At 61.1% G+C, this 21,199-nt stretch carries 16 protein-coding genes and 1 pseudogene; 2 read left to right on the forward strand and 15 right to left on the reverse strand.

The window, feature by feature from the left end:
- Positions 1-95 precede the first annotated feature (95 nt).
- From dnaG to ACQRCA_RS06760, 10 genes are all read right to left on the reverse strand, one after another.
- Positions 96-2,204, reverse strand: coding sequence for a DNA primase (gene dnaG / locus ACQRCA_RS06715; RefSeq protein WP_427719629.1), 2,109 nt, complete (start codon positions 2,202-2,204; stop codon positions 96-98).
- Positions 2,197-3,204 (reverse strand): riboflavin biosynthesis protein RibF, encoded by a 1,008-nt coding sequence (ribF, locus tag ACQRCA_RS06720; RefSeq protein ID WP_427719630.1) that lies wholly within the window; start codon positions 3,202-3,204, stop codon positions 2,197-2,199. The genes dnaG and ribF overlap by 8 nt, the downstream gene beginning before the upstream one ends.
- Positions 3,201-4,133, reverse strand: a complete 933-nt coding sequence (truB, locus tag ACQRCA_RS06725) for a tRNA pseudouridine(55) synthase TruB (protein WP_427719631.1) — start codon at positions 4,131-4,133, stop codon at positions 3,201-3,203. Before truB ends, ribF begins: the two co-directional genes overlap by 4 nt.
- A gap of 15 nt (positions 4,134-4,148) precedes the next feature.
- On the reverse strand, positions 4,149-5,192 hold the full coding sequence (locus ACQRCA_RS06730; protein ID WP_427719632.1) for a DHH family phosphoesterase: 1,044 nt from the start codon (positions 5,190-5,192) through the stop codon (positions 4,149-4,151).
- Entirely contained in the window at positions 5,185-5,595 is a 411-nt protein-coding gene (rbfA, locus tag ACQRCA_RS06735; RefSeq protein ID WP_006234038.1) for a 30S ribosome-binding factor RbfA, read from the reverse strand. Before rbfA ends, ACQRCA_RS06730 begins: the two co-directional genes overlap by 8 nt.
- 11 nt (positions 5,596-5,606) lie before the next feature.
- A complete protein-coding gene (infB, locus tag ACQRCA_RS06740; protein WP_427719633.1) occupies positions 5,607-8,282 on the reverse strand; it encodes a translation initiation factor IF-2 in 2,676 nt (891 codons plus the stop codon).
- A 91-nt stretch (positions 8,283-8,373) separates the two neighbouring features.
- Positions 8,374-9,621, reverse strand: a complete 1,248-nt coding sequence (gene nusA, locus ACQRCA_RS06745) for a transcription termination factor NusA (protein WP_427719634.1) — start codon at positions 9,619-9,621, stop codon at positions 8,374-8,376.
- A gap of 1 nt (position 9,622) precedes the next feature.
- Positions 9,623-10,117, reverse strand: a complete 495-nt coding sequence (gene rimP / locus ACQRCA_RS06750) for a ribosome maturation factor RimP (protein ID WP_427719635.1) — start codon at positions 10,115-10,117, stop codon at positions 9,623-9,625.
- 256 nt (positions 10,118-10,373) lie between these two features.
- A complete protein-coding gene (gene leuS, locus ACQRCA_RS06755) occupies positions 10,374-12,950 on the reverse strand; it encodes a leucine--tRNA ligase (RefSeq protein WP_427719636.1) in 2,577 nt (858 codons plus the stop codon).
- A gap of 370 nt (positions 12,951-13,320) precedes the next feature.
- A complete protein-coding gene (locus ACQRCA_RS06760) occupies positions 13,321-14,832 on the reverse strand; it encodes an IMP dehydrogenase (RefSeq protein WP_154515410.1) in 1,512 nt (503 codons plus the stop codon).
- A 193-nt stretch (positions 14,833-15,025) separates the two neighbouring features.
- Here ACQRCA_RS06760 and ACQRCA_RS06765 point away from each other — a divergent pair, with 193 nt between their 5' ends.
- On the forward strand, positions 15,026-15,370 hold the full coding sequence (locus ACQRCA_RS06765) for a winged helix-turn-helix domain-containing protein (protein ID WP_427719637.1): 345 nt from the start codon (positions 15,026-15,028) through the stop codon (positions 15,368-15,370).
- A gap of 104 nt (positions 15,371-15,474) precedes the next feature.
- Here ACQRCA_RS06765 and ACQRCA_RS06770 read toward each other — a convergent pair whose 3' ends face one another.
- The 4 genes from ACQRCA_RS06770 to ACQRCA_RS06785 form a co-directional block, all read right to left on the reverse strand.
- Complete coding sequence (locus tag ACQRCA_RS06770; protein ID WP_427719638.1) at positions 15,475-16,464, reverse strand: PLP-dependent transferase; 990 nt, start codon at positions 16,462-16,464, stop codon at positions 15,475-15,477.
- A gap of 214 nt (positions 16,465-16,678) precedes the next feature.
- Entirely contained in the window at positions 16,679-17,488 is an 810-nt protein-coding gene (locus ACQRCA_RS06775) for a hypothetical protein (RefSeq protein WP_427719639.1), read from the reverse strand.
- Complete coding sequence (locus tag ACQRCA_RS06780) at positions 17,460-17,771, reverse strand: hypothetical protein (protein ID WP_427719640.1); 312 nt, start codon at positions 17,769-17,771, stop codon at positions 17,460-17,462. The genes ACQRCA_RS06775 and ACQRCA_RS06780 overlap by 29 nt, the downstream gene beginning before the upstream one ends.
- 773 nt (positions 17,772-18,544) lie before the next feature.
- Complete coding sequence (locus tag ACQRCA_RS06785; RefSeq protein ID WP_427719641.1) at positions 18,545-18,916, reverse strand: hypothetical protein; 372 nt, start codon at positions 18,914-18,916, stop codon at positions 18,545-18,547.
- Positions 18,917-19,339: 423 nt separating this feature from the next.
- On the opposite strand from ACQRCA_RS06785, the gene ACQRCA_RS06790 reads away from it, so the two are divergent.
- Entirely contained in the window at positions 19,340-19,681 is a 342-nt protein-coding gene (locus ACQRCA_RS06790) for a hypothetical protein (protein ID WP_427719642.1), read from the forward strand.
- A 175-nt stretch (positions 19,682-19,856) separates the two neighbouring features.
- Here the strand turns inward: ACQRCA_RS06790 and rfbB are convergent.
- Positions 19,857-20,876: pseudogene (gene rfbB / locus ACQRCA_RS06795) on the reverse strand (dTDP-glucose 4,6-dehydratase).
- Positions 20,877-21,199: the final 323 nt, after the last annotated feature.

A 21,199-nucleotide genomic window follows, 5' to 3' on the forward strand; every position in this document is an offset into this window, starting at 1 on the left:
AGTCCACAGGACACATTACTTTAGCACACACTTACACGTCTATACCCAAAATTCAGACTGGATATAGCAGATAACATGCTGATTGACCACAACATCTAGGCCTGATCGGGACCCGCGGCCTCCAAACCAATCAACCGGAACGGATCGGCCACGCCGCCAATCGACTTCTGGAGCTCGCGCTGGCGCAAAGAATCCTGCGCGGCCTGCATGGTCAATGCACGGCGCGCGTCATCGTCGAGCGACCGGTCCTGGCGCAGCTTGGCCTGAGCAGCCCGCATACGGCGCTTGATGGTGTAAAGCTCAAGCGTATCGAGCATAAAGACGATGTTCGTCTCGGTGGGGTGCTTGCTCGTCGCCGAGATGCGCCCGGCGCTGACAAGCGAAGCCGCATCGGGGCACACCGCGCGCGCGGCGTCCATGCACGCCGCGGGATCGGTGCCCGGCGGCGTCGCGAGCACGGCCCACGCGATGGACTCGTGACGGGGGTCCACCCACTCGATCGAGCAGATGCGATCGGCGTACGTGCGGAATAGGTCGGGGTAGCTGGTGAGCATCGTCAACAGCTCGCGCTCCCCCGCCAGAGACTTCCGCTCCAGATCGGTCAGCACAATCGGCGTCGGCGGAACGGAAGCGGTCGAAGCAGACCCCGCGGGCGCCGCGTCCATGCCAGCAGGCACATCGATCGGCGGCATATCGTCGACGACCTCGACCGGCGCGGCCCCGTAGGCCTCGAGCGGCACATAGTCGTACGGTTCCTCCTCGACCGGTGCGGATACCGGCGGCGTCGTCCCCGACGCCCAGGCGCCGCGAGATGCCCCCTGCGGACCGGACACCCGACCGCCCGCGCTGCCTGCGCGCTCGGCCTGTGCCCGCTGGCGCTCGTAGTTCTGCTCGCGACGACGCTCGGCGTCCTCGCGCTTGGCGACATCGCGAAACACACGGCCCGAGCTCGAGCGTACCGTCTCCAAATCCAGGCCCAGAAGGTCGGCGATCTGGATAAAGTACGTATCGATCATGTAGCTATCGCGCAGCGGATAGATGAGCGTCAGCGCATCCTCGAGCGCCTTGGCGCGACCGCCCGGCGTGGTAATGTCGCTCGACTCCTGCAGTGAGCGGTACACAAAGTCCATGAGGGGCTCGGCGGCGTCGATACGCGCCTGCAGTGCCTCGCCACCATGCGCGGAGACGAACTCCATAGGGTCGTTGCCGTCGGGAAGCACCACGCAGCGCAGGTCCATCGAGTCCTGCTCGATAAACTGAATCGCGCGGCGCGCGGCCTTTTGACCGGCGGCGTCACCATCGAACATATACACGATGCGCTTGGCAAAACGGGTGAGCGTCTTTACGTGATGTTCCGTCAGCGCCGTGCCCAGCGTGGCGACGACGTTTTTGATCCCCGCCTCCCAGCAGGCGATGCAGTCGGTATATCCCTCCACCACGATGGCAGTATCCTGCGCGACGATAAACTCCTTGGCCCAGTTAAAGCCGTAGAGGTTTCTCTTTTTATGAAACACGCTCGTCTCGGCGGTGTTGAGGTACTTGGGTTGGCCGTCGCCCATAATACGACCGCCAAAGGCGATGTTATGACCCTGTTCGTCAAAGATGGGAAACATCACGCGGTCGTAAAAACGATCGGCGAGCTGTCCGCGCCCGCGGCTCACGGCCACGTTGGCGTCGATCATCTCCTGCGGGGTAAAGCCCTTCTGCGACAGATGGGCCACCAACATATTGCGACCCGGCGCAAAGCCCAGGCAGTAGCGACGGCAGACGTCGCCACCCATACCGCGGCTGGCAAAGTACTCGCGCGGACGGCTGTCCTTACCGCGCATGAGCATGGTGTGATAGAACTGGGCCGTCTCGGCGCACAGGTCATAGATGCGGGCGCGCTTGGTGCCGCGATCGCGCTGCGCGCCGGTATCGTGCAGCTCAATGCCGGCACGATCGGCCAGGTAGCGAATCGACTCGGGAAAGCTCAGGTTCTCGCGCTTCATGATGTAGGTGAAGACGTCGCCGCCCTCGCCACAGCCAAAGCAGTGCCACACCTGCGTAGCGGGGATAATGTGAAACGATGGGGTCTTTTCGCCATGGAAGGGGCAGCAACCCCAAAACTCATGGCCGCGGGGTTTGAGCTCAACCGTTTCCTGCACAATGGCAACCAGGTCGGACGCAGCGCGCACCTGGTCTTTCTCCTCATCGCTAATCACGGATGCTCACCCCCTGCTCACCCAAGTTATGACGGATATCGTCAATATTACCTTCGACGGTCTCAATAAGCTCGTCCAGCGAATCGAACACGCGCGAAGGACGCAGCCAACGCGTAAACGCCAACGAAACCGAACGTCCATACAGGTCGCCCGCATACCCGATCAAGTTGGCCTCGAGATGCGCCGAGGCGGCATCGTCGGCATATGTCGGCGGCAGGCCCACGTTGACGGCAGCAGGCCACACGGTATCGTCGACCAGCACAAGGCCCTCGTAGACGCCATCGGCAGGCAGCTGGATTCCGTTTGGCACCAGCAGGTTTGCCGTCGGAAATCCCATATCGGAGCCCTCGTGGCGACCGCGAATCACGCCGCCGCGCACCATATAGGGACGGCCGAGTAGATCGGCCGCCAGCTCAACGTGGCCCAAGCTCAGCTCACGTCGAATGCGGGTGGCGCAGATAGTCTCGCCGGCCTCGCACAGCAAATTGTGCCCATACACGTCAACACCGCGCTCAGCGCCCCATGCCTGCATCTCGGCAACGCCCGAGGCACCGCCGCGGCCCAGCCTAAAATCGCTGCCAACGCGAATGGAGCGAATGTCGACAACATGCGCCAACAGCTCAAGAAAGCCCACGTGGTCGAGCGACGCTACCGCAGGCGTAAAGGGAACAGCCACCACGGCATCGACCCCAGTCTTAGCCAGGGCATGCAGACGGTCGGCAGTCGTCATCAATTTTTGAGCGGGCGCAGGGCTCACCACAACATCTGGATCAGGGTCAAACGTTACGACTACCGCTTTGCAGCCGCGGACGCGCGCATCGCGAATGACCGCGTCGATCAGCTCACGATGTCCCCTATGCACGCCATCGAACACGCCGATGGCAATCGAGGCGGCACCCATAGACTCGCAGTCACCAAAAGCATCAGCCAAAACGATGCGGGCCTCCGCCGCCGCACCCACAAAAAATGTGCGCGCGAGCTCGCGAGGGTCCAGCATCATCGAACACCGCCGATCGCCTGCGGAAAGACGTGCTCCATCACAAAGCGACCATCCTCGATACGAGCCAAAGCCTTGAGCCCGCCATCGAGCACCAGCGCAAACGGTGCCTTCGACACATCGAAGCCGGCAAGCGCGCGATCAATAGGAATACGACGTCCGCACAGCAGATCGTCGGCAAGATTGCCCGGCAAGTCGACACGCGTGGCGCCGAGGGCCGCAATGGGGTCCAAGGCAAAGCCGGCAGCGGACTCGGCAGAAAGTTCCTCGACCGCATGGCAGGCACCGATGGAGACAATGCCAGAAGCGGTACGGCGCAGCGCGGAAATATGCGCGGCACTATCGCAGGCGCGACCCAGGTCGCGAGCGAGCGCACGGATATAGGTGCCCTTGCTCACCGAGAAGGCAACGGTCCAAATGCAGGAATCGCCCTCGCCACTCACGGCGATCAGGTCGGCAGAATATACCTCGACCGGGCGCGCAGGCAACTCAACGGCATTGCCCTCACGTGCAGACTTATAGGCGCGCACGCCGTTGACCGAAATAGCCGAAAACGCCGGCGGGACCTGCATCTGAGGGCCCAGCATGGCGCTCAAGCGCTCACGGGCATAGGCCGGATCTCGCAGATCAGGTGCAATGGCAACAGTACGGACGGCCTCGCCTTCCGCATCGTCGGTATTGGTCTCGGCGCCAAACGAGATATCGGCGACGTAACTTTTGGTATCGAGGGTAAGCATGCCCAGCAGACGCGTAGCCTGGCCCACGCCCACCACCATGACGCCCGACGCCATGGGGTCGAGCGTGCCGGCATGACCGACGCGCCGCTCATGGAGGGCGCGCCGGCACCGCGATACCACGTCGTGGGACGTGCAGCCCACCGGTTTATCGACGGCGAGCAGCATATTCAATTGAGAAGGCGTACGACGAGCCATGTACCATCCAAAAAGTTAGAGCTCGACGGTCACCGAAGCGGGATCCTCCCCCACCAGCTCGGCCAGCATGGGAAGTGCCGCGGTGAGCGTCTCGAAAATCGTTCCGTTATTGGTAAAGCCGGCAGCAGCGTGATGTCCGCCTCCGCCAAAGTTGGCCGCAATCTCGGAGACATCCATGTCGCCCTTGGAGCGCAGGTTTCCGCGCACCTTGGTATCGCCCTCGATGCCCTTAAGGAACAGGCAGACCTCGACACCCATCACCGAGCGCACCACATCGACCAAGCCGTCGCACTCATCCGAGGTGACGCCACATTCCTTAAGGTCGCTTTCGTACGCGTAGCTATACGCCACGCGCCCGTGCGCGACCGTCTTGATGCGGCCCATGACGATGGACTTGAGGTGCAAGAACTCGACGCGCATGCTCTGATAGACCTCGAGCGCGACACGCGCCGGGTCGGCACCGTGCGCCACCAGGCGCGAAGCCGCATGGAACGCGGCGGCATCGGCATTCTGATACTGAAAACGACCGGTATCGGTAACCAGGCCACAGAGCAGACAGGTGGCGATGCGATCGCGAACGACAATGCCGCAATCATCCAAAAAGCGGTCGATGATCATGGCGCACGCCGCAGCATCGACACGCCTCAGGCTTACCTCGGCAAACTCCTCGCGCGCCGGATGGTGGTCAAAGCACACCACATGTTTGGAGCGGCGGAGCACGTCGGCCGAGTTGTTCAGACGCTCGACAACCGGCACATCCACCGAGATAAACAGGTCGGGATCGCCCGTAAAGCTCGAAGCCGGCACCAGACGATCGGCGCCTTCCATAAAGCGGTAAATACGCGGAACGGGATCGTCGTCTGCGAGCAGCAGCGCGATGTCCTTGTCGGGGAACGCCTTCATGAGCGAGAGACCCAAGCCCAACACGGAGCCCAGGGCATCGCCGTCGGGAGAGGTATGACCCGAGATCGCAATGGAGGACGCACCCTCGATAAGCTCGAGGATGCGTCGTTTAATATCTGCAGACTCGCACGAGACGAGGTCGGCGGAATTAGTCATCTAAAGCTGCCTCCTGGGCGGCATCCGCTATGGGATAGCCGTCCTCGTCCTTTTCGATCGCCAGCGTGGCCGGGACATTCTCCAGCGCACGCGTAATGCGCTCGGCCTCATCGGTCGAGCGATCGATGCGAAAATCGAGCTCGGGCGTGACGCGCCAGTCGAGCGAGCGAGCCAACAGGCTGCGAATGCGGCCCTTGGCGCTGGCGAGCGCCTCCATGACCTCATCGTAGCGGCTCGCATCGCACGACACGTACACGCGCGCGAACGAACGGTCCACCGCGACCTCGACCGCGGTCAGGGTGACCAGGTCGAGACGCGGATCGGAAACCTCAAAGAGAAGGATATAACCGAGCTTCTCGCGAAGCTGCTCGCCCAGACGGCGGGTTGCCTGCGTTTGCTTCATAGCGCTACCCCCTACTCGGTACGGGCAACCTGGTCGATACGGTAACCCTCGATCTGGTCGCCGGGCTTGATGTCCTGGAAGTTCTCCAGGCCAATGCCGCCCTCGGAACCGCTCTTGAGGCTCTTGGCCTCGTCCTTGTAGTGGCGCATCGAGGCGATCTTGCCATTAAAGACAACGATGCCGTCGCGCACCAGGCGCACGGAATCGGTCGCGGCGATCTCGCCCTCCTCGACGCGGACACCGGCGGCGATACCGACTTTGGGCACCTTAAAGGTGTCCAGGACGGTCGCGGTACCCGTGGAGACCTCGACCTCGGTGGGCTTGAGCATGCCGATACGGGCAGCGTCGAGCTCCTCGAGGCACTTGTAGATAACGTCGTAGCAACGAATCTCGACGCCCTCGCGCTCGGCAGCGGAGCGGGCCTTACCGTCGGGACGCACGCCAAAGCCAATGATGATGGCGTTGGAGGCGTCGGCCAGGACGACGTCGGTCTCGTTGATGGCACCGACCGCGGAGTGGATCGTGTTGATGCGGACCTCGGACTGATCCATCTTGTCGAGCGAGTCCTGAAGGGCCTCGATGGAGCCCTGGACGTCGGCCTTGATGATCAGGTTGAGCTCCTTGACCTCGGCGTCGGCGATGGTCTCGAAGAGGTTCTCGAGCGTGACGTGCTTCACGCGGCTCTGCTCCTCGATACGGGCCTTGAGCGAGCGCTCATCGGCCAGGGCGCGCGCCTCGCGCTCGTCCTCGAACACGCGGAACTCGTCACCGGCGTTGGGGACGGACTGCAGGCCCAGGATCTCGACGGCGTCGGAGGGTCCGGCCTCGGTGACGGCGCGGCCCTTGGGGTCGAGCATGGCGCGGACGCGGCCATAGGTAAGGCCGGCGACCAGCGTATCGCCCACGTGCAGGGTACCGCGGGTCACGAGCACGGTAGCGACCGAGCCGCGGCCCTTGTCGAGCTTGGCCTCGAGGACGTTGCCCGAGGCGAAGGTATCGGGGTTGGCCTTGAGCTCGAGCACGTCGGCCTGGAGCAGCACGGTCTCCAGAAGGTCGTCGATACCGATCTTCTGCTTGGCCGAGATGTTGACGAACATGTTCTGTCCGCCCCACTCCTCGGGGATGACGCCGTACTCGGTGAGTTCCTGGCGCACACGGTCGGGGTTGGCGCCGGGCTTATCGATCTTGTTGACGGCGACGACGATGGGAACGCCGGCGGCCTTAGCGTGGTTGATCGACTCGACCGTCTGGGGCATGACGCCGTCGTCGGCGGCGACGATCAGGATGACGATGTCGGTCACCTTGGCGCCACGGGCACGCATGGCCGTAAAGGTAGCGTGGCCCGGGGTATCGATGAAGGTGATCTTGCGGTCGTTGATCATGACCTGCGAAGCGCCGATGGCCTGGGTAATGCCGCCAGCCTCGCCGGCAGCGACGCCGGTGTGGCGGATGGCGTCGAGCAAGCTCGTCTTGCCGTGGTCGACGTGACCCATGACGGTGACGACCGGGGCGCGGGGCTTAAGGTCGGCAGGATCATCGTAGAACGAGAAGGTGTTCTCCTCCTCGGGGGTGATGATCCTGATCTGACGGCCCAAGTCGTCGGCAACGAGCTCGACAAGGTCGTCGGACATGGACTGCGTCATGGTGAGCGGCGTGCCCAGCAGGAACAGGCGCTTGATGATGTCGTTGGCCGGAACGTCGAGCGCCTCGGCAAGCTCCTGGACGGTAACGCCCTGGGAGACCTTGATGGCGTCGAGCTCCTCGGGGTTCACGCCCTGGGCCAGCGCCTCCTCAATCTTGCGCTCCTCCTGAGCCCTAGCGGCCTCGCGCTCGCGCTTCTCCTTGCGCTTCTTGCGGCGACCGGTGGACTCGCGAGAGGCCTCCTCGACGGCGGCACGGGCCTCCTCGAGAACCTTCTCGCGGCTGTACTCCTCGGCCTCGCGCGCCATGCGGCTGTAGTGGTCCTCTTCGCTGTTGTGACCACCCTTGCGCTTCTTGCCCTTGCCCTGCTTATCGGGGTTGGGGAAATCCATGCCGGCAGCGACATTGTTGCTGGCATTGGTGCGATGGCTGTGCGGGCGGCTCTCGGAGGCGTTGCGGTCGTTGCGACGGCCGCCACGACGATCGTTGTTGCCGCCGCGACGGTTGCCGCGCTCGGCCTTGGCCTTGTCCTCGGCGTCCTTCTTCTCCTTGAGCACGGTCTCCTGTGCGGCGATCTGATCGAGCAGCGAACGGAAGCGCGAACCGGAGTCGGAAGCGGGAACGGCGCGGCGCTGGGCCTCGCGAGCAGCCTCCTCCTTTTCGCGGGCAAGGCGCTCCTGCTCGGCCTTCTTCTTGGCCTCGGCCTCGGCACGGGCTGCCTCCTCGGCGGCCTGGGCGGCGGCAAACTGGCGGCGCTCCTCCTCGCGTGCCTTCTCGGCGGCGATGCGCTCGCGCTCGGCCTCGGCGGCACGCGCCGCCTCCTCGGCGGCGGCAGCCTCCTCCTCGGCCTGCTTGGCGGCCTCGACTTCCTGGGCGCGGGCCTCGATCACCGAGGCAAGCTGCTTGCGGACCATGGCAACATAAGCGTCCTCCAGCGCGGAGGAAGCAGACTTAGCGGGAATCTTCATTTCGGCGAGGTGACCCATCAGTTCCTTGGAGGTCATGCCGAACTCTTTGGCCAGGGTGGAAACACGGACTTTTGCCATATGACTTCACCTACCCTTTCTGGCACCTTGGGTGCCTAGAGACTGAACGAGCGTGGGATGTGCGCCGGAACCTGTCCAGCGCAACCGCGCGCTAGATCAGGTCCTCCGCATCATCGAAGGCGTCGGTGTCGTGGACACCGCAGAAACGGGAACCGGGACGGGCCTGGTTGCGGCACTGGATGCCGTCCTCGGACACGTACTCGCAGCGACGGGCGTCGTCATCCTCCTCGTCACCGATCAGGTCGGCGGCAGGCTCCTCGTGAACGGGAACGTTCTTGAGGATGTCGGCGGCAAGGGTCTCGGACTTAATGTCGATGTGCCAGCCGGTCAGGCGTGCGGCCAGGCGGGCGTTCTGGCCCTCCTTGCCAATGGCGAGCGAAAGCTGGTCGTCGGGCACAATGACGCCGGCATAGGCCTTCTCCTCGTCGATAAGGACGCGAGTGACCTTGGCGGGCGACAGGGCGTTGGCGACGTAGACGGCCGGATCGGCATCCCACAGGATGACGTCGACGCGCTCACCGCGCAGCTCACCCACGACGGCGCGCACACGGCTGCCCTTGGGGCCGACGCAGGCGCCCACGGGATCCAGGCGGTCGTCGAGCGAGTGGACGGCGACCTTGGAGCGCTGGCCGGGCTCGCGGGCGATCGACTTGATCTGGACGGTGCCCTCATAGATCTCGGGCACCTCCTGCTCAAACAGACGACGCATGAGCTCGGGGTGGGTACGCGAGATAACGATCGGCGGACGGCTGTGCTCGCCGCGAACCGGCGGAAGCGTGGAGTTGGGGTCGCGAACGTCAATGATCACGGCCTTGATGTGCTGGTTGTGCAGATAGCGCTCGCCCATGGGGCGCTCGCTGCGCTCGTTCTCGTAGCGGCGCTGATCAAAGTGCGGAAGCTCGGCCTCGACGCCTTCGCGGATCTTGACGATCGTAAAGTCGGGTGTGGACTGCAGTACGGTACCGCTGATGAGGTCGCCGATACGGCCGGAGAACTCCTCGTAGATCTGCTCGCGGGCGGAGTTGCGCACGATGGCGTTGATCTCGGCCTTGGCGTGCTGGGCGGCGATACGGCTGGTGTTCTTGGGGGTGACGTCGATCTCCTCGAACTCGGTGAAGTTGCCCTCCTCGTCCATGGAATCGTCGATCGGCTCCAGGCGGTAGACATAGATCTTGCCGGTGGTGCGGTCGATGGTCACCTTGGCGCCCCACTCAAGATGCAGGATCTCGGCATAGCTCTTGGCGAGCGACTGCTCCAGGCGGTCGATCAGGTAGAGCTGGTCGATGTGCTTCTCCTGGCAAAGCTCCATCAGGGCGGACATCATGTCGGATGCTGCCATGTTAGTTTCCTTCCTTCGCGGGCTTGAAGTCATAGACGGGCTTCAACTTACACTTTTTAACATCGGAATAATCGAGGGTGACAGAATCGCCGTCCTCGAGCTCGAGGGTTACGTTGGTCTCGGTCGCGGCGGCAATCTTGCCGGAGTACTTGCGACGGCCCTCGGTGGCGGTGGAGGAAAGCTCGCAGTCCTCGCCCACAAAGCGGGCAAAGTCACGCGGACGGCGCAGCGGGCGCGCCATACCCGCGCTCGACACCTCGAGCGTATAGCTCGAAGAGATGGGGTCGAGCTCCTCGATCACGTCGCCGACCCACTTGGTGTTGGCCGTGACGTCGTTGAGCGACAGGCTCTGACCCTCGGCACCCTCGATACGCACACGCACGCAGGGGGCCTTGGTGGCACCCACGAGCTCAACGTCGACAATATCGACATCGTGCTGGGGGGCGACGGCCTCGAGCGCGTCGATGATCGCCTGCTCGGTCTTGGTCTTGACCATTGCGGCACCTCCATCCATACAAAAAAGAAGCGGGGCCGAAACCCCACTTCTTTCAATTACAACTTCATTTGCAACCAAACTATACCAATACCTGCGAAAACGTGCAACCATAGCACAAACCCGCAGGTCAGCGTGAGCACAGGTTCTCCACAAGAAATGGATAATTGGATGTAGTCGCAAGTATCCATATCCAAAAAGAGGGACGACCCAGCCGGATCGTCCCTCGTCTATTGTGCATCAACTATATGCGCGAGGTTTACTTAACCACCAGGTTGACCAGCTTGCCGGGCACGCAGATGGCCTTGACGACCGTCTTGCCCTCGAGCCACTTGGCAACAGCGGCCTCGGCGGCAGCCTGCATCTCCTCGTTGGAGGCATCGCGGGCCACATCGATGCGGCCGCGGACCTTACCGAGCACCTGGACGACGATCTGCACCGTGTCCTCGATGGACTCGGCCAGGTCAAACTCGGGCCAGGAGGCGGTGTAGGCGTTGCCCTCGCAGCCGAGCGCCTCGTGCCACAGCTCGTCGGCCCAGAACGGGCAGATGGGGGCAAGGACGCTCACGATGTCCTTGGCCACGCCGTAGCACAGTGCCTTGTCGCGCGATGCGCCCTCGGTGGCGTTGAGGTAGGCGCTCACTGCGTTGACGAGCTCCATGACGGCCGAGATCGCGGTGTTAAACTGGCCGCGATCGAAGTCCTCGGTGCACTTGGCGATGGTGCGGTGACGCTCGCGATAGAGCTTCATCGCGGTCTCGTCGAGCACGGACTTGTCGAAGGCAACGTTGGCGTCACCCGACTGGACAAGCTGCCACACGATACGCCAGGCGCGCTTGATAAAGCGGTTGGCACCCTCGACGGCCTTGGGATCCCAGTCAAAGTCCTTCTCGGGCGGGGCGATAAACAGGATCGCCAGACGCATGGTGTCGGCGCCGTAGGGCTCGATAACCGAGCTCGGAGGCACGACGTTGCCCTTGGACTTGGACATGGTGTCGCCGTTCTCGTCCTTGACCATGCCCTGGCACAGCAGGTTGGTAAAGGGCTCGTCCACGCTGAGCAGACCCAGGTCGCGCAGCGCCTTGGTAAAGAAGCGGCTGTAGAGAAGGTGCAAAATGGCGTGCTCGATGCCGCCGATGTAGTTATCGACGGGCATCCAACGGTCTGCCGCCTCGCGGGAGAAGGGCAGCTCGGTGTTGTGCGGGTCGGTATAGCGCAGGTAATACCAGCTGGAGCAGGTGAAGGTGTCCATGGTATCGGTCTCGCGCTTGGCCGGGCGGCCGCAGACCGGGCAAGTGGTCTCGTAGAAGTCCTTGCACTCGGCGAGGGTCTCGCCGGCGCCCAGGTCCAGGTTCTCGGGCAGCGTCACCGGCAGCTGGTCCTCGGGCACGGGCACAATGCCGCAGTGCTCGCAATGGATGGCCGGGATGGGGTTGCCCCAATAGCGCTGACGGCTGATGAGCCAGTCGCGCAGGCGGAACTCGACCTTACGACGACCGCAGCCCATGGCCTCGAGGTCGGCCACGATGGCAGCCTCGCCCTCGGAGTGCTTACCGCCGCGCATGCCGGTGTACTTGCCGGACTGGACGAGCGTGCCCTCGGCAGCGTGGGCGCAATCCCAGTCGACGGTCTCGGCATGGAAGGTATCGATGGTCTCGCCACTGGCCTCAACGGCAGCGCGGTCGTCATCGTCCAGGATGATCGGGACGATCGGGAGGTCGTACTTGCGGGCAAACTCAAAGTCGCGCTGGTCGCCGCAGGGAACGGCCATGACGGCGCCGGTGCCGTAATCGGCAACGACATAGTCGGCAACCCACACGGGAACCTTCTCGCCGTTGACGGGGTTAACCACGTAGCGGCCCGTAAAGGCACCGTGCTTCTCGAGGGTGCCCTGGGCACGCTCGACGGCAGAGATATGCTTGGAGTCCTCGACGATCTTGGTCACGGCCTCCTCGTACTCCGTGCCCTCGACGAGCTCGTGCAGACGAGCGTACTCGGGAGCCAGGACAAAGAAGGAGACGCCAAAGAGCGTGTCGGCACGCGTGGTGAAGACGGTGATCTTGCCCTCGTCGCCCTCGATGGGATCGCCGTTGGCATCACACAGGGTAAAGTCGACCTCGGCGCCCTCGGAGCGGCCGATCCAGTTGGCCTGCATCTGCTTAACGCGCTCGGGCCAGCCGGGGAGCTTCTCCAGATCGTCGAGCAGCTCCTGGGAGTACTCAGTAATCTTGTAGTACCACTGCTCAAGGTCGCGCTTCTCGGGCTCGGTGCCGCAGCGCCAGCACTTGCCCTCGGTAACCTGCTCGTTGGCCAGAACGGTCTTGCAGTTGGGGCACCAGTTGACCGGGTTCTTCTTGCGGTAGACCAGGCCCTTTTCCCACATCTTCTCAAAGATCCACTGACCCCAGCGGTAGTAGTCGGGGCTGCAGGTCTTGACCATGCGATCCAGATCGTAGGAGAAGCCCATGCGCTTCATCGTGGCGAGCGCCTGGTCCATGTTCTTATACGTCCAGGCGGCAGCCTGCGTGTTGTGCTTGATGGCGGCGTTCTCGGCGGGCAGGCCAAAGGCGTCAAAGCCAATGGGGTGTAGCACGTCAAAGCCGCGCATGCGGGCCTGACGGGCCATGGCATCGCCGATGGTATAGTTGCGCGCGTGGCCCATGTGCAGGTCGCCCGAAGGATACGGGAACATCTCGAGCACGTACTTCTTGGGCTTGCTGTCGTCGGTGTCGACGGCAAAGAGGTTGGAGTCCTCCCAGGCCTTCATCCACTTGGACTCAATGGCCTGCGCGTCGTAGGCAGGGATCTCGTCCTTATGATCTGTGCAATCGCACATATCAGCTCCTTTAATCTTAGCTGGGGTCGGTCGGCTTGGCTTTATTCGCTACTGCGGACAGTCCTGCGCAAGACGAAGAGCACATTAAGTGCTCTTCTTTGCGTGCGGAACTTGTAGCGAACAAAGCCAAGCCGACCGACCCTAAGGTTAACTTGACTGATGATAGCAAATACGACAAGCGAGATACCTGCGACTTGCAGGCATCTCGCTTTATCTTAATAACGTGGTTGTGAATCAACCGCTAATTGCTACCCGCTCAAGCATGGTCGGGTTTTCCAAGTGCCGCAGATTGCCGTGAAAGAGGAGCGACGCGTACTTTGGTACGCGAGCGACGGTTTGAACGGCAAGGTGCGGTGCTTGGGAAAGCCGCTTAGCGGTAGCTGACGCTTTGCTGAGAATCCTTGACGACTACGTCGTGGGCGCCGCCTTCGACGATCGAGGTCGAGCTCACCAGGGTCAGACGTGCCTTTTTCTGGAGCTCGGGAATCGAGAGGGCGCCGCAGTTGCACATCGTGGACTTGATCTTGTAGAGCGTGCCGCCCACGCCGTCCTTAAGGGAGCCGGCGTAGGGAACGTAGGAGTCGACGCCCTCGACAAAGCTGAGCTTCGCGGCGCCACCCAGGTCGTAGCGCTGCCAGTTGCGGGCACGCGCAGAACCCTCGCCCCAGTACTCCTTCATGTACTGACCGTTGACGTTGACGCGCTCGGTCGGGCTCTCGTCAAAGCGGGCAAAGTAGCGGCCCAGCATCATAAAGTCGGCACCCATGGCAAGGGCGAGCGTCATGTGGTAGTCGTAGACGATACCGCCGTCGGAGCACACGGGCACGTAGACGCCGGTCTCCTCGTAGTACTCGTCGCGAGCGCGGCAGACGTCGATCAGCGCGGTGGCCTGGCCGCGACCGATGCCCTTGGTCTCGCGGGTAATGCAGATGGAACCGCCGCCGATACCCACCTTGATAAAGTCGGCACCGCAGTCGGCCAAAAAGCGGAAGCCCTCGGCGTCAACGACGTTGCCGGCACCAACCTTAACATCCTCGCCGTAGTTGGCGCGGATCCACTCGATGGTGCGCTTCTGCCACTCGCTGAAGCCCTCGGAAGAGTCGATGCACAGGACATCGGCGCCGGCCTCGATGAGCAGCGGCACGCGCTCGGCATAGTCGCGGGTGTTGATGCCGGCGCCGACCATGTAGCGCTTATCGCCGTCGAGCAGCTCGTTGGGGTTGGTCTTGTGGCTGTCGTAGTCCTTGCGGAAGACAATGCCCATAAGGTGATCGTTGTCGTCGACGATGGGCAGGGCGTTGAGCTTGTTGTCCCAGATGACGTCATTGGCAACCTTGAGGCTGATGTTCTTGTCGCCCACGATGAGCTGCTCACGCGGGGTCATGAACTCGGAGACCTTCTTTTGGTGGTCATCGCGGCTGGGGCGATAGTCACGGCTGGTAACGATACCCAGGAGTTTGCCCTTGGGAGTGCCGTCGTCGGTGACCGGCATGGTGGAGTGACCGGTCTTCTCCTTGAGCTCGATGACCTGCTCCATGGTCATATCGGGGGTCAGCGTGGAATCGGACTGGACAAAGCCGGCCTTGTGATCCTTGACGGCCTTGACCATGGCGGCCTCGGACTCGGGGGTCTGGGAACCGTAAATGAAGGACAGGCCACCCTCGGTAGCGAGCGCGACACCCATGTCGACGCCCGAGACGGACTGCATGATGGCGGAAACCATGGGGATGTTCAGGGTGATTGCCGGCTTCTCGCCGCGCTTAAAGCGGGTTAGCGGCGTCTTAAGAGAGACGTTGTTGGGGATGCACTGCGAGGACGAATAACCAGGGACCAGCAGATACTCCGAAAACGTGTGGGACTCACCGGGAAAGAACGTAGCCATGTTTCTCCTTTTTCCATGCGACCGGTCGGCTGCAGGCCTCGTAGGACCCAGCCCAACCTTGGGCGCCCAATACTGGGCAAGTATCTTAACGCACTTTGACTGCTACAATGCATGATTTAAGAAGAGCACACGAGGGCTTAACGCAGGCTTTGCGTTTGCCCAGCAGACACTTTAGCGGAGAGACGTGGAGCGCATGGAGTACAAGACGACGGCAAAACTGGTCATTCAGTCGTGCGACAAAGATCTGCCGGGCGTGTTCGGCCACGGCTGCGTCTTGCTGCTGCAGGGTATCGCCCGCGAACACTCGATCAACCGCGCCGCCAAGAGCATGGGCATGGCCTATTCCAAGGCATGGCGCATTGTGAACGAGGCCGAGGGGCAGCTGGGGTGCAAGCTCATCGAGCGCGACGGCGCCCGCGGGAGCTCGCTCACCCCCGCCGGCGAGCGAGCCATAGCGGCCTACGAGGAGCTGCAGGCAGAGATCAACGAAGTCATAGCCGCAAGGGCCAACGACCTGATCGACACCATCAAAGAGTAGCTAATTTGGGACGGGGCTTTTTTAGCTACCCATCCAGAGCATTCTTAACTCATAGCCAAAAATTGACATTGGGTAGCTAAAAAAGCCCCGTCCCAAATTAGCTACTATCGGAGGGCGTTATCGAGGGCGGCGGCTACCGTCAGGGGATCGTCGGTGCCGGCGAAGAGGCGGATGGTGTCCCCCTGCTTGCCACGTGGGGCCGAAAGACGCGTCGTTGCGCCGCCGGCAGGCGATGTGCGGAACTCCCCCGGCAAAGCGTCGAATAACTCTCCCGCGCTACGCTCGATAAGGTCAAACTCAACTGCCGGGCCAAAGCCATGCTCGAGGATTCCCGTTGCAACCGCATGGTCAGGATGCGAGCTCAGCCCGGGATAGCGCACGTTGCACACCATCTCGTTCGCGGCCAGATACTCGGCCAGCGCACGGGCGCGGTCGAAATGCGCCTGCATGCGAGCGTTAAGCGAGGAAAGCCCGCGCTCCAGCACGTCGGCCTCCTCAGCAGAAAGATCGAGCGCCGACGCACCGCAGCCCGCAAACAACGCATGCGCGCACTCAGCCGCAGCGTCCACACGATGGCGCTTGAGCTGCGATCGCGCCACCGAAGCGGCAACGAGCTTACGCGGGGCCTTACCGGCACACACGCGGTCGAGTGCCTCGAGCGACAGCACGGCGCCCAAGCGCAGCGGATTGCAGCCAAAGACGTCAGCCACGGTGTTGTCAACAACCAGCAGCGCATGGGCCTCACGCGCGGCGCGGCCTAACGCGCGCAAATCGGGCACACGCAGACCGAACGCGCCAATGGAGTTGGCGAACCACCACAGGTGCGGCCCCTCGACATCAAGCGAAGCATCAAAGCCCTCGGACGCAGCAGCAAACGCCTCGGCAGACGGCGAGCCCACCAGCACGACATCGCAGCCCTCAAAGCCGCAAGCAAACGCTTCGGCAAAGTCATCCGCAAAGGCCACCAGGCGATCGCCGGGGCGCACAATCCCCAGAAGCGAAAGCGCCGCCGGCACATGCGAGGCCGCAACCAGTCGCGCCTCGCGTGCGCCAGCCCTTGCAGCCCAGGCCTCTTCTAGCTGTTGTGCGTCCACGTGACACCGTCCCTTCAAAACAAAAGCCCACGATGCGGATGTTTCCCACATCGTGGGCAACGGCTGCAGTATAGCGCCGATAGGCGATTGCTCGCCTAGATGTTGAGCGCGTGGTAGGCCACATTCGCGCCAGCGGCATCAACGGACACGCCATAGGTCGCAGGGTAGATGCGCGTGGAAACTAATGAGCCACTTGAGGCATGTCTAGCGACAATCACTTCGCAGCCAGTAAAGCTAAACAAAGTAGCAGCATCCCCATCGTTACGCATGCCAGAGAAACAATCATCCAATCGCCGTCGCCGGTTTTGGCGAGAGCGGCGGCCGGTGTCGGTGCGGGCTTGGTCTTCTTGGCAGTCTTGGTCGCAGGCGTCTTGGCGGAAGCAGGCACCGGCTTTTCGTCCGGCCCAGGAGCCGGATCGGGCATAGGCATGAGATCCTCGCTGGGCTTGTTCTCGTCCTTGGGTTTTTCTTCGCTACCGGACTTTGTATCCCCCGCGGGATCACCGCCGGCGGACTCATCGGTACCGGGCCGGGTCTCCCCCGCCGGCGGATTGGCGCCCGTGGGCTCAATTACCACATGCTGCGTCACAGACCCGTTGGCATCAATCACGCTGGTGCTACCAAACGCCCCGCCCATCGGCGTCACAAACAGTGCAGAGGTAAGTGAACCGCTCTCGCAGGCAACGCCGGCTTTGGCGCCGGTCGCGTCCACCCAGGAGGCATCCACGGCAAACTGGCCATCGGAGGCGTACATACCAAGGAAGTGGCAATCGTCGCCTGATCCGCTGCCGGCGGCAACAACATGCGCACCGCCGCGTACGCTAACGGTGGCACCGCGCACGCCGGCCACCGAAGCATCGATCATGCCCCTGCCGTCAGCCCGGCCATCGACCAAGCAGCCGTCGATCACCAGCGCGCCCAACGCAAAGACACCGCACTGCGAACCCGTCGCGCGCAGCGAGTCCGCGCCGCAAAGCGTAAGGTTGCCCCACACCTCAAGGCCGCCTCGTGCACATGTCCGCATCCTCGGCCTGCGCCTCGTCCACAACATTTTGGCCCACCAGCGTTACCACCAGGTCGCCCTCCGCGCCAATGGCCTCGTCTGCGTAGCCGTTAAGCTGCAGATGGTCGGCATCGGTCCAGGCCCAGCCGGTGCCCGAGACACCCGGCTCGTCGTATGTTTGGCCCGCGATGGTAAGGCTATCCGCACCCGCGGCATAAGAAGGCCCGCCCAGCAAAACGCAAAGGCAGGCCATGGCAACAAACAGAAACTGAAGACGATGATGACTGGAAAAAACGACTGACATGGCCGCTCCGATCTCCACGGAAAGCCAATAGACCTGCACCAGAAAATGGCCTGGTAGCAGCATCTATTAATGTATCGAGATTTGATCCGTGGCAAATCGAAGTACGCCGGGATAAGCGAACAATTCGGCGTAAATCGTTTTTGCAATCTGTGGACGGCGGGGCAATGAATGACACTTGGGTAACTCAACGACTTACCCCCCTAAATTGCAGTAATTTGCCAAGTAAATACGTCAGCACGCGCTGCATCAGAACGTTAAATCCGGAAGTATGCGGCAAATTTGAAACACGCCGACCACACGGGAACACCGCAATCAATCTACATGCGGGTTCTTTGGACAAAATGGGGCGTGTGCTCAGAGTTTCCAGAATTTGACGCATACTTCCGGCATCGGTTCTCAGAAGTGCGGGGGAAACGACTTCAAGCCAACCAAGCCACACTTTTAAACAATTGTGACCTGCGGTTTTAATGACGAATAACCGGTCGTGGTCGACAGGTCTCGATTTCCCCCGCACTTCCGGAAACAGCTCATGTAATAAGCCTTCAACACAACAGAAAACGTTACCCGAAGGACTCTCAGCTTTCAGTTAATTCGAAACGCTCCAATATAAACCCATCCTCGCAGCAAATGGCAGAGTGACAAGCGTCCTATCGGAATATACGCCACTTCGGCCATAAAGAAAACGGGGCACACTCAGCGAATGCGTCCCCGATAAGAAGATCTCAACCAACTTCTTTGTATTGATTATCATTGTATGCGAACTTCGATTTCAGTTAGCGCAATCTCTTTTGGAGCTGAGCATTGAACTCTCGATATCCAAGTCCAGACAAGACGTGTCCAATAGAGGCGTCGTTAACACCCGTAGAAATAAGCCCCAACAAGTCCTTCAAATACTCCATGGATTCCGAGCGAGTTAAGTAGTGCTCGAGCATCCAGGTCATCTTGAGGTAACTAACGTCTTTTCTTCCACCAACCTTGGCGCAGTACAAGCGCTCGTCATGAGCACAAATATTGCGAATCTTTACAAGCACCTCCAGATGCGTCCTCATGTCATTTACCTCAAGGAAGCCCGGATTAGGAGCGTTGAGTTCACGAGTTGAAAGTGCAATCATCTTCGCGACGTCTTTCTTTTCTTGAGGTTTCATTAAATTAAAAAGTGCTCGAGATTACCAAAGGTTAGATCACCCTCATCAAAAGGCGATCAGTTTCCGAATCGGCGATGAGGCCACGAGAACTAAGCAATCCAACCTGCTCCTCAATCGTAAGAAACGGCTTAGACACAAGTCCTCATAGAAAATGCGAAAGGCGGCCGCCAAACGGAGACCGCCTTTCAGGTGGACGTGGTTCCCGCAGGAGCTCCACGTCAATTTCACTGACACAAATTTACTCCAATTTTGGACTTGACACAAGGCAACCGGAAGTCTCCATAGCTTTTCGCCCGCACAACGAAGTGACAACGCCACGCTCATGCATAACAATTTGGACCAATTAATGATAGGCGCATATGTGTCCGCACGAATCTTTAGATTCCTTACGTCATGCGAAGCCATAACGCGAAAGGAATCAACATGCTGTTTTGCAAAGAGGTACGAAGCTGGCTCGACATTCTTGACGATGCAGGAGTACTGCTCCGTCGACTAGAAATACTAGAAAACCTGATCGGCAAATGCTCCTGCGATATCCCGCTCTCGGGATGCAGATTCATGGACGATACAGTAGATGGATATGACGGGAGCGAAATGCTGCTGTTTCTCGATGAATCCTTAGAGGTCCTCATTAAGGAATACAAAGACCAGATTAGGAAATACGAACAGGCATACAAAAACAATACTGGCAAGAATCAGGATATCGCCGCTAAAAGCAAAAGAACCATGGCGAATAAATGGCCCGAAGCCGATAAAGCCGCTTGATCTATTTGGAATAACTTCCTTAGGTCGACGGCACTTTAGTCGGCACGGCAACTCTTAGGTCACATGCAAAAGCATATCAATGCCATCGCACAGGGCACCAAAACCCAAGCAACCCATTGCAATGCGAATCTGACAGGCGCGCATTAACAACGTCAAAAGCCCAGCGCCACGCCCCCTACTGACCCTGGGAGCGGTAGCGGGCCTCGGTGGCCTCCTTGGCCGGGCGCCACCAGGACTCGTTGGCCACGTACCAGTCGATGGTCTGCTTCAGACCCTCGGCGAAGTCGGTGTGCATCGGCCTCCAGCCCAGCTCGCGTTGGAGTTTAGAGCTGTCGATGGCGTAGCGGCGGTCGTGGCCGGGGCGGTCGGCAACCCAGTCGAAGTCCTCGGGGTCCTTTCCCATCGCCTCCAGGATCATGCGCAGGACCGTGATGTTGTTCTTCTCGCCATTGGCTCCGATGAGGTAGGTCTCCCCCATCTCACCCTTGGTGAGGATGTCCCAGACGGCCGAGGAGTGGTCCTCGGTGTGGATCCAGTCGCGGACGTTCTCACCCTTTCCGTAGAGCTTGGGGCGGACGCCGTCGACGATGTTGGTGATCTGCCTGGGGATGAACTTCTCCACGTGCTGGTAGGGGCCTTAGTTGTTGGAGCAGTTGGAGATGGTCGTGCGAAGCCCGTAGGTGCGGGTCCAGGCGCGCACGAGCATGTCGGAGCTGGCCTTGGTGGAGCTGTACGGGGAGGACGGCTTATAGGGCGTCTCCTCGGTGAACTTCGCCGGGTCGTCGAGCGCCAGGTCGCCGTAGACCTCGTCGGTGGAGACGTGGTGGTAGCGGACGCCGTGCTTGCGGACGGCCTCCAGCAGGCGGAAGGTGCCCTCCACGTTGGTGCGAAGGAACGGCTCGGGGTCGGCGATTGAGTTGTCGTTGTGGCTCTCGGCGGCGTAGTGGACGATGGCGTCGTGGCCGGGGACGATGCGGTCCAGCAGCTCCGCGTCGCAGATGTCGCCCACGACGAGCTCCACGCGGTCGGAGGGCAGCCCGGCGATGTTCTCGGGGTTTCCGGCGTAGGTCAGCCTGTCCAGGACGGTGACGTGCACCCCGGGGTGGTTGTTGACCACGTAGTGCACGAAGTTGCTGCCGATGAAGCCGCAGCCGCCCGTGACGATGATGTTCTTGGGATTGAACGTTTCAGCCATGGCCTATCCCCTATCTGCCTCACTGTCAATCGAAGATGGCGCCAGAATTGCATCGCCGCCCCCAATGTCATCCAATTCCAACTTCACAGTTTCTCATTTCCCCGTTATTCATTCTTTCCAAGTTTGACGGGAAACGACAATGCCCAACGGCATGACTTCCAGCATTTCAATCCAGTCAGCAGCACGATTAAATCAAAAATAGGGGATGCCCTCCTTTTGAAAGGAACCCCCTTACAAAAACAGAGACTACGGATAGTCTCTGTTTTTCATTGCACGACAGGATAACTCAAGGGCGATTTCAATATAGAACGACTTCTCCTACC

Origin of the sequence: Collinsella sp. SGI.095, assembly GCF_050314535.1 — a bacterium.
Classification (GTDB): Bacteria; Actinomycetota; Coriobacteriia; order Coriobacteriales; family Coriobacteriaceae; genus Collinsella.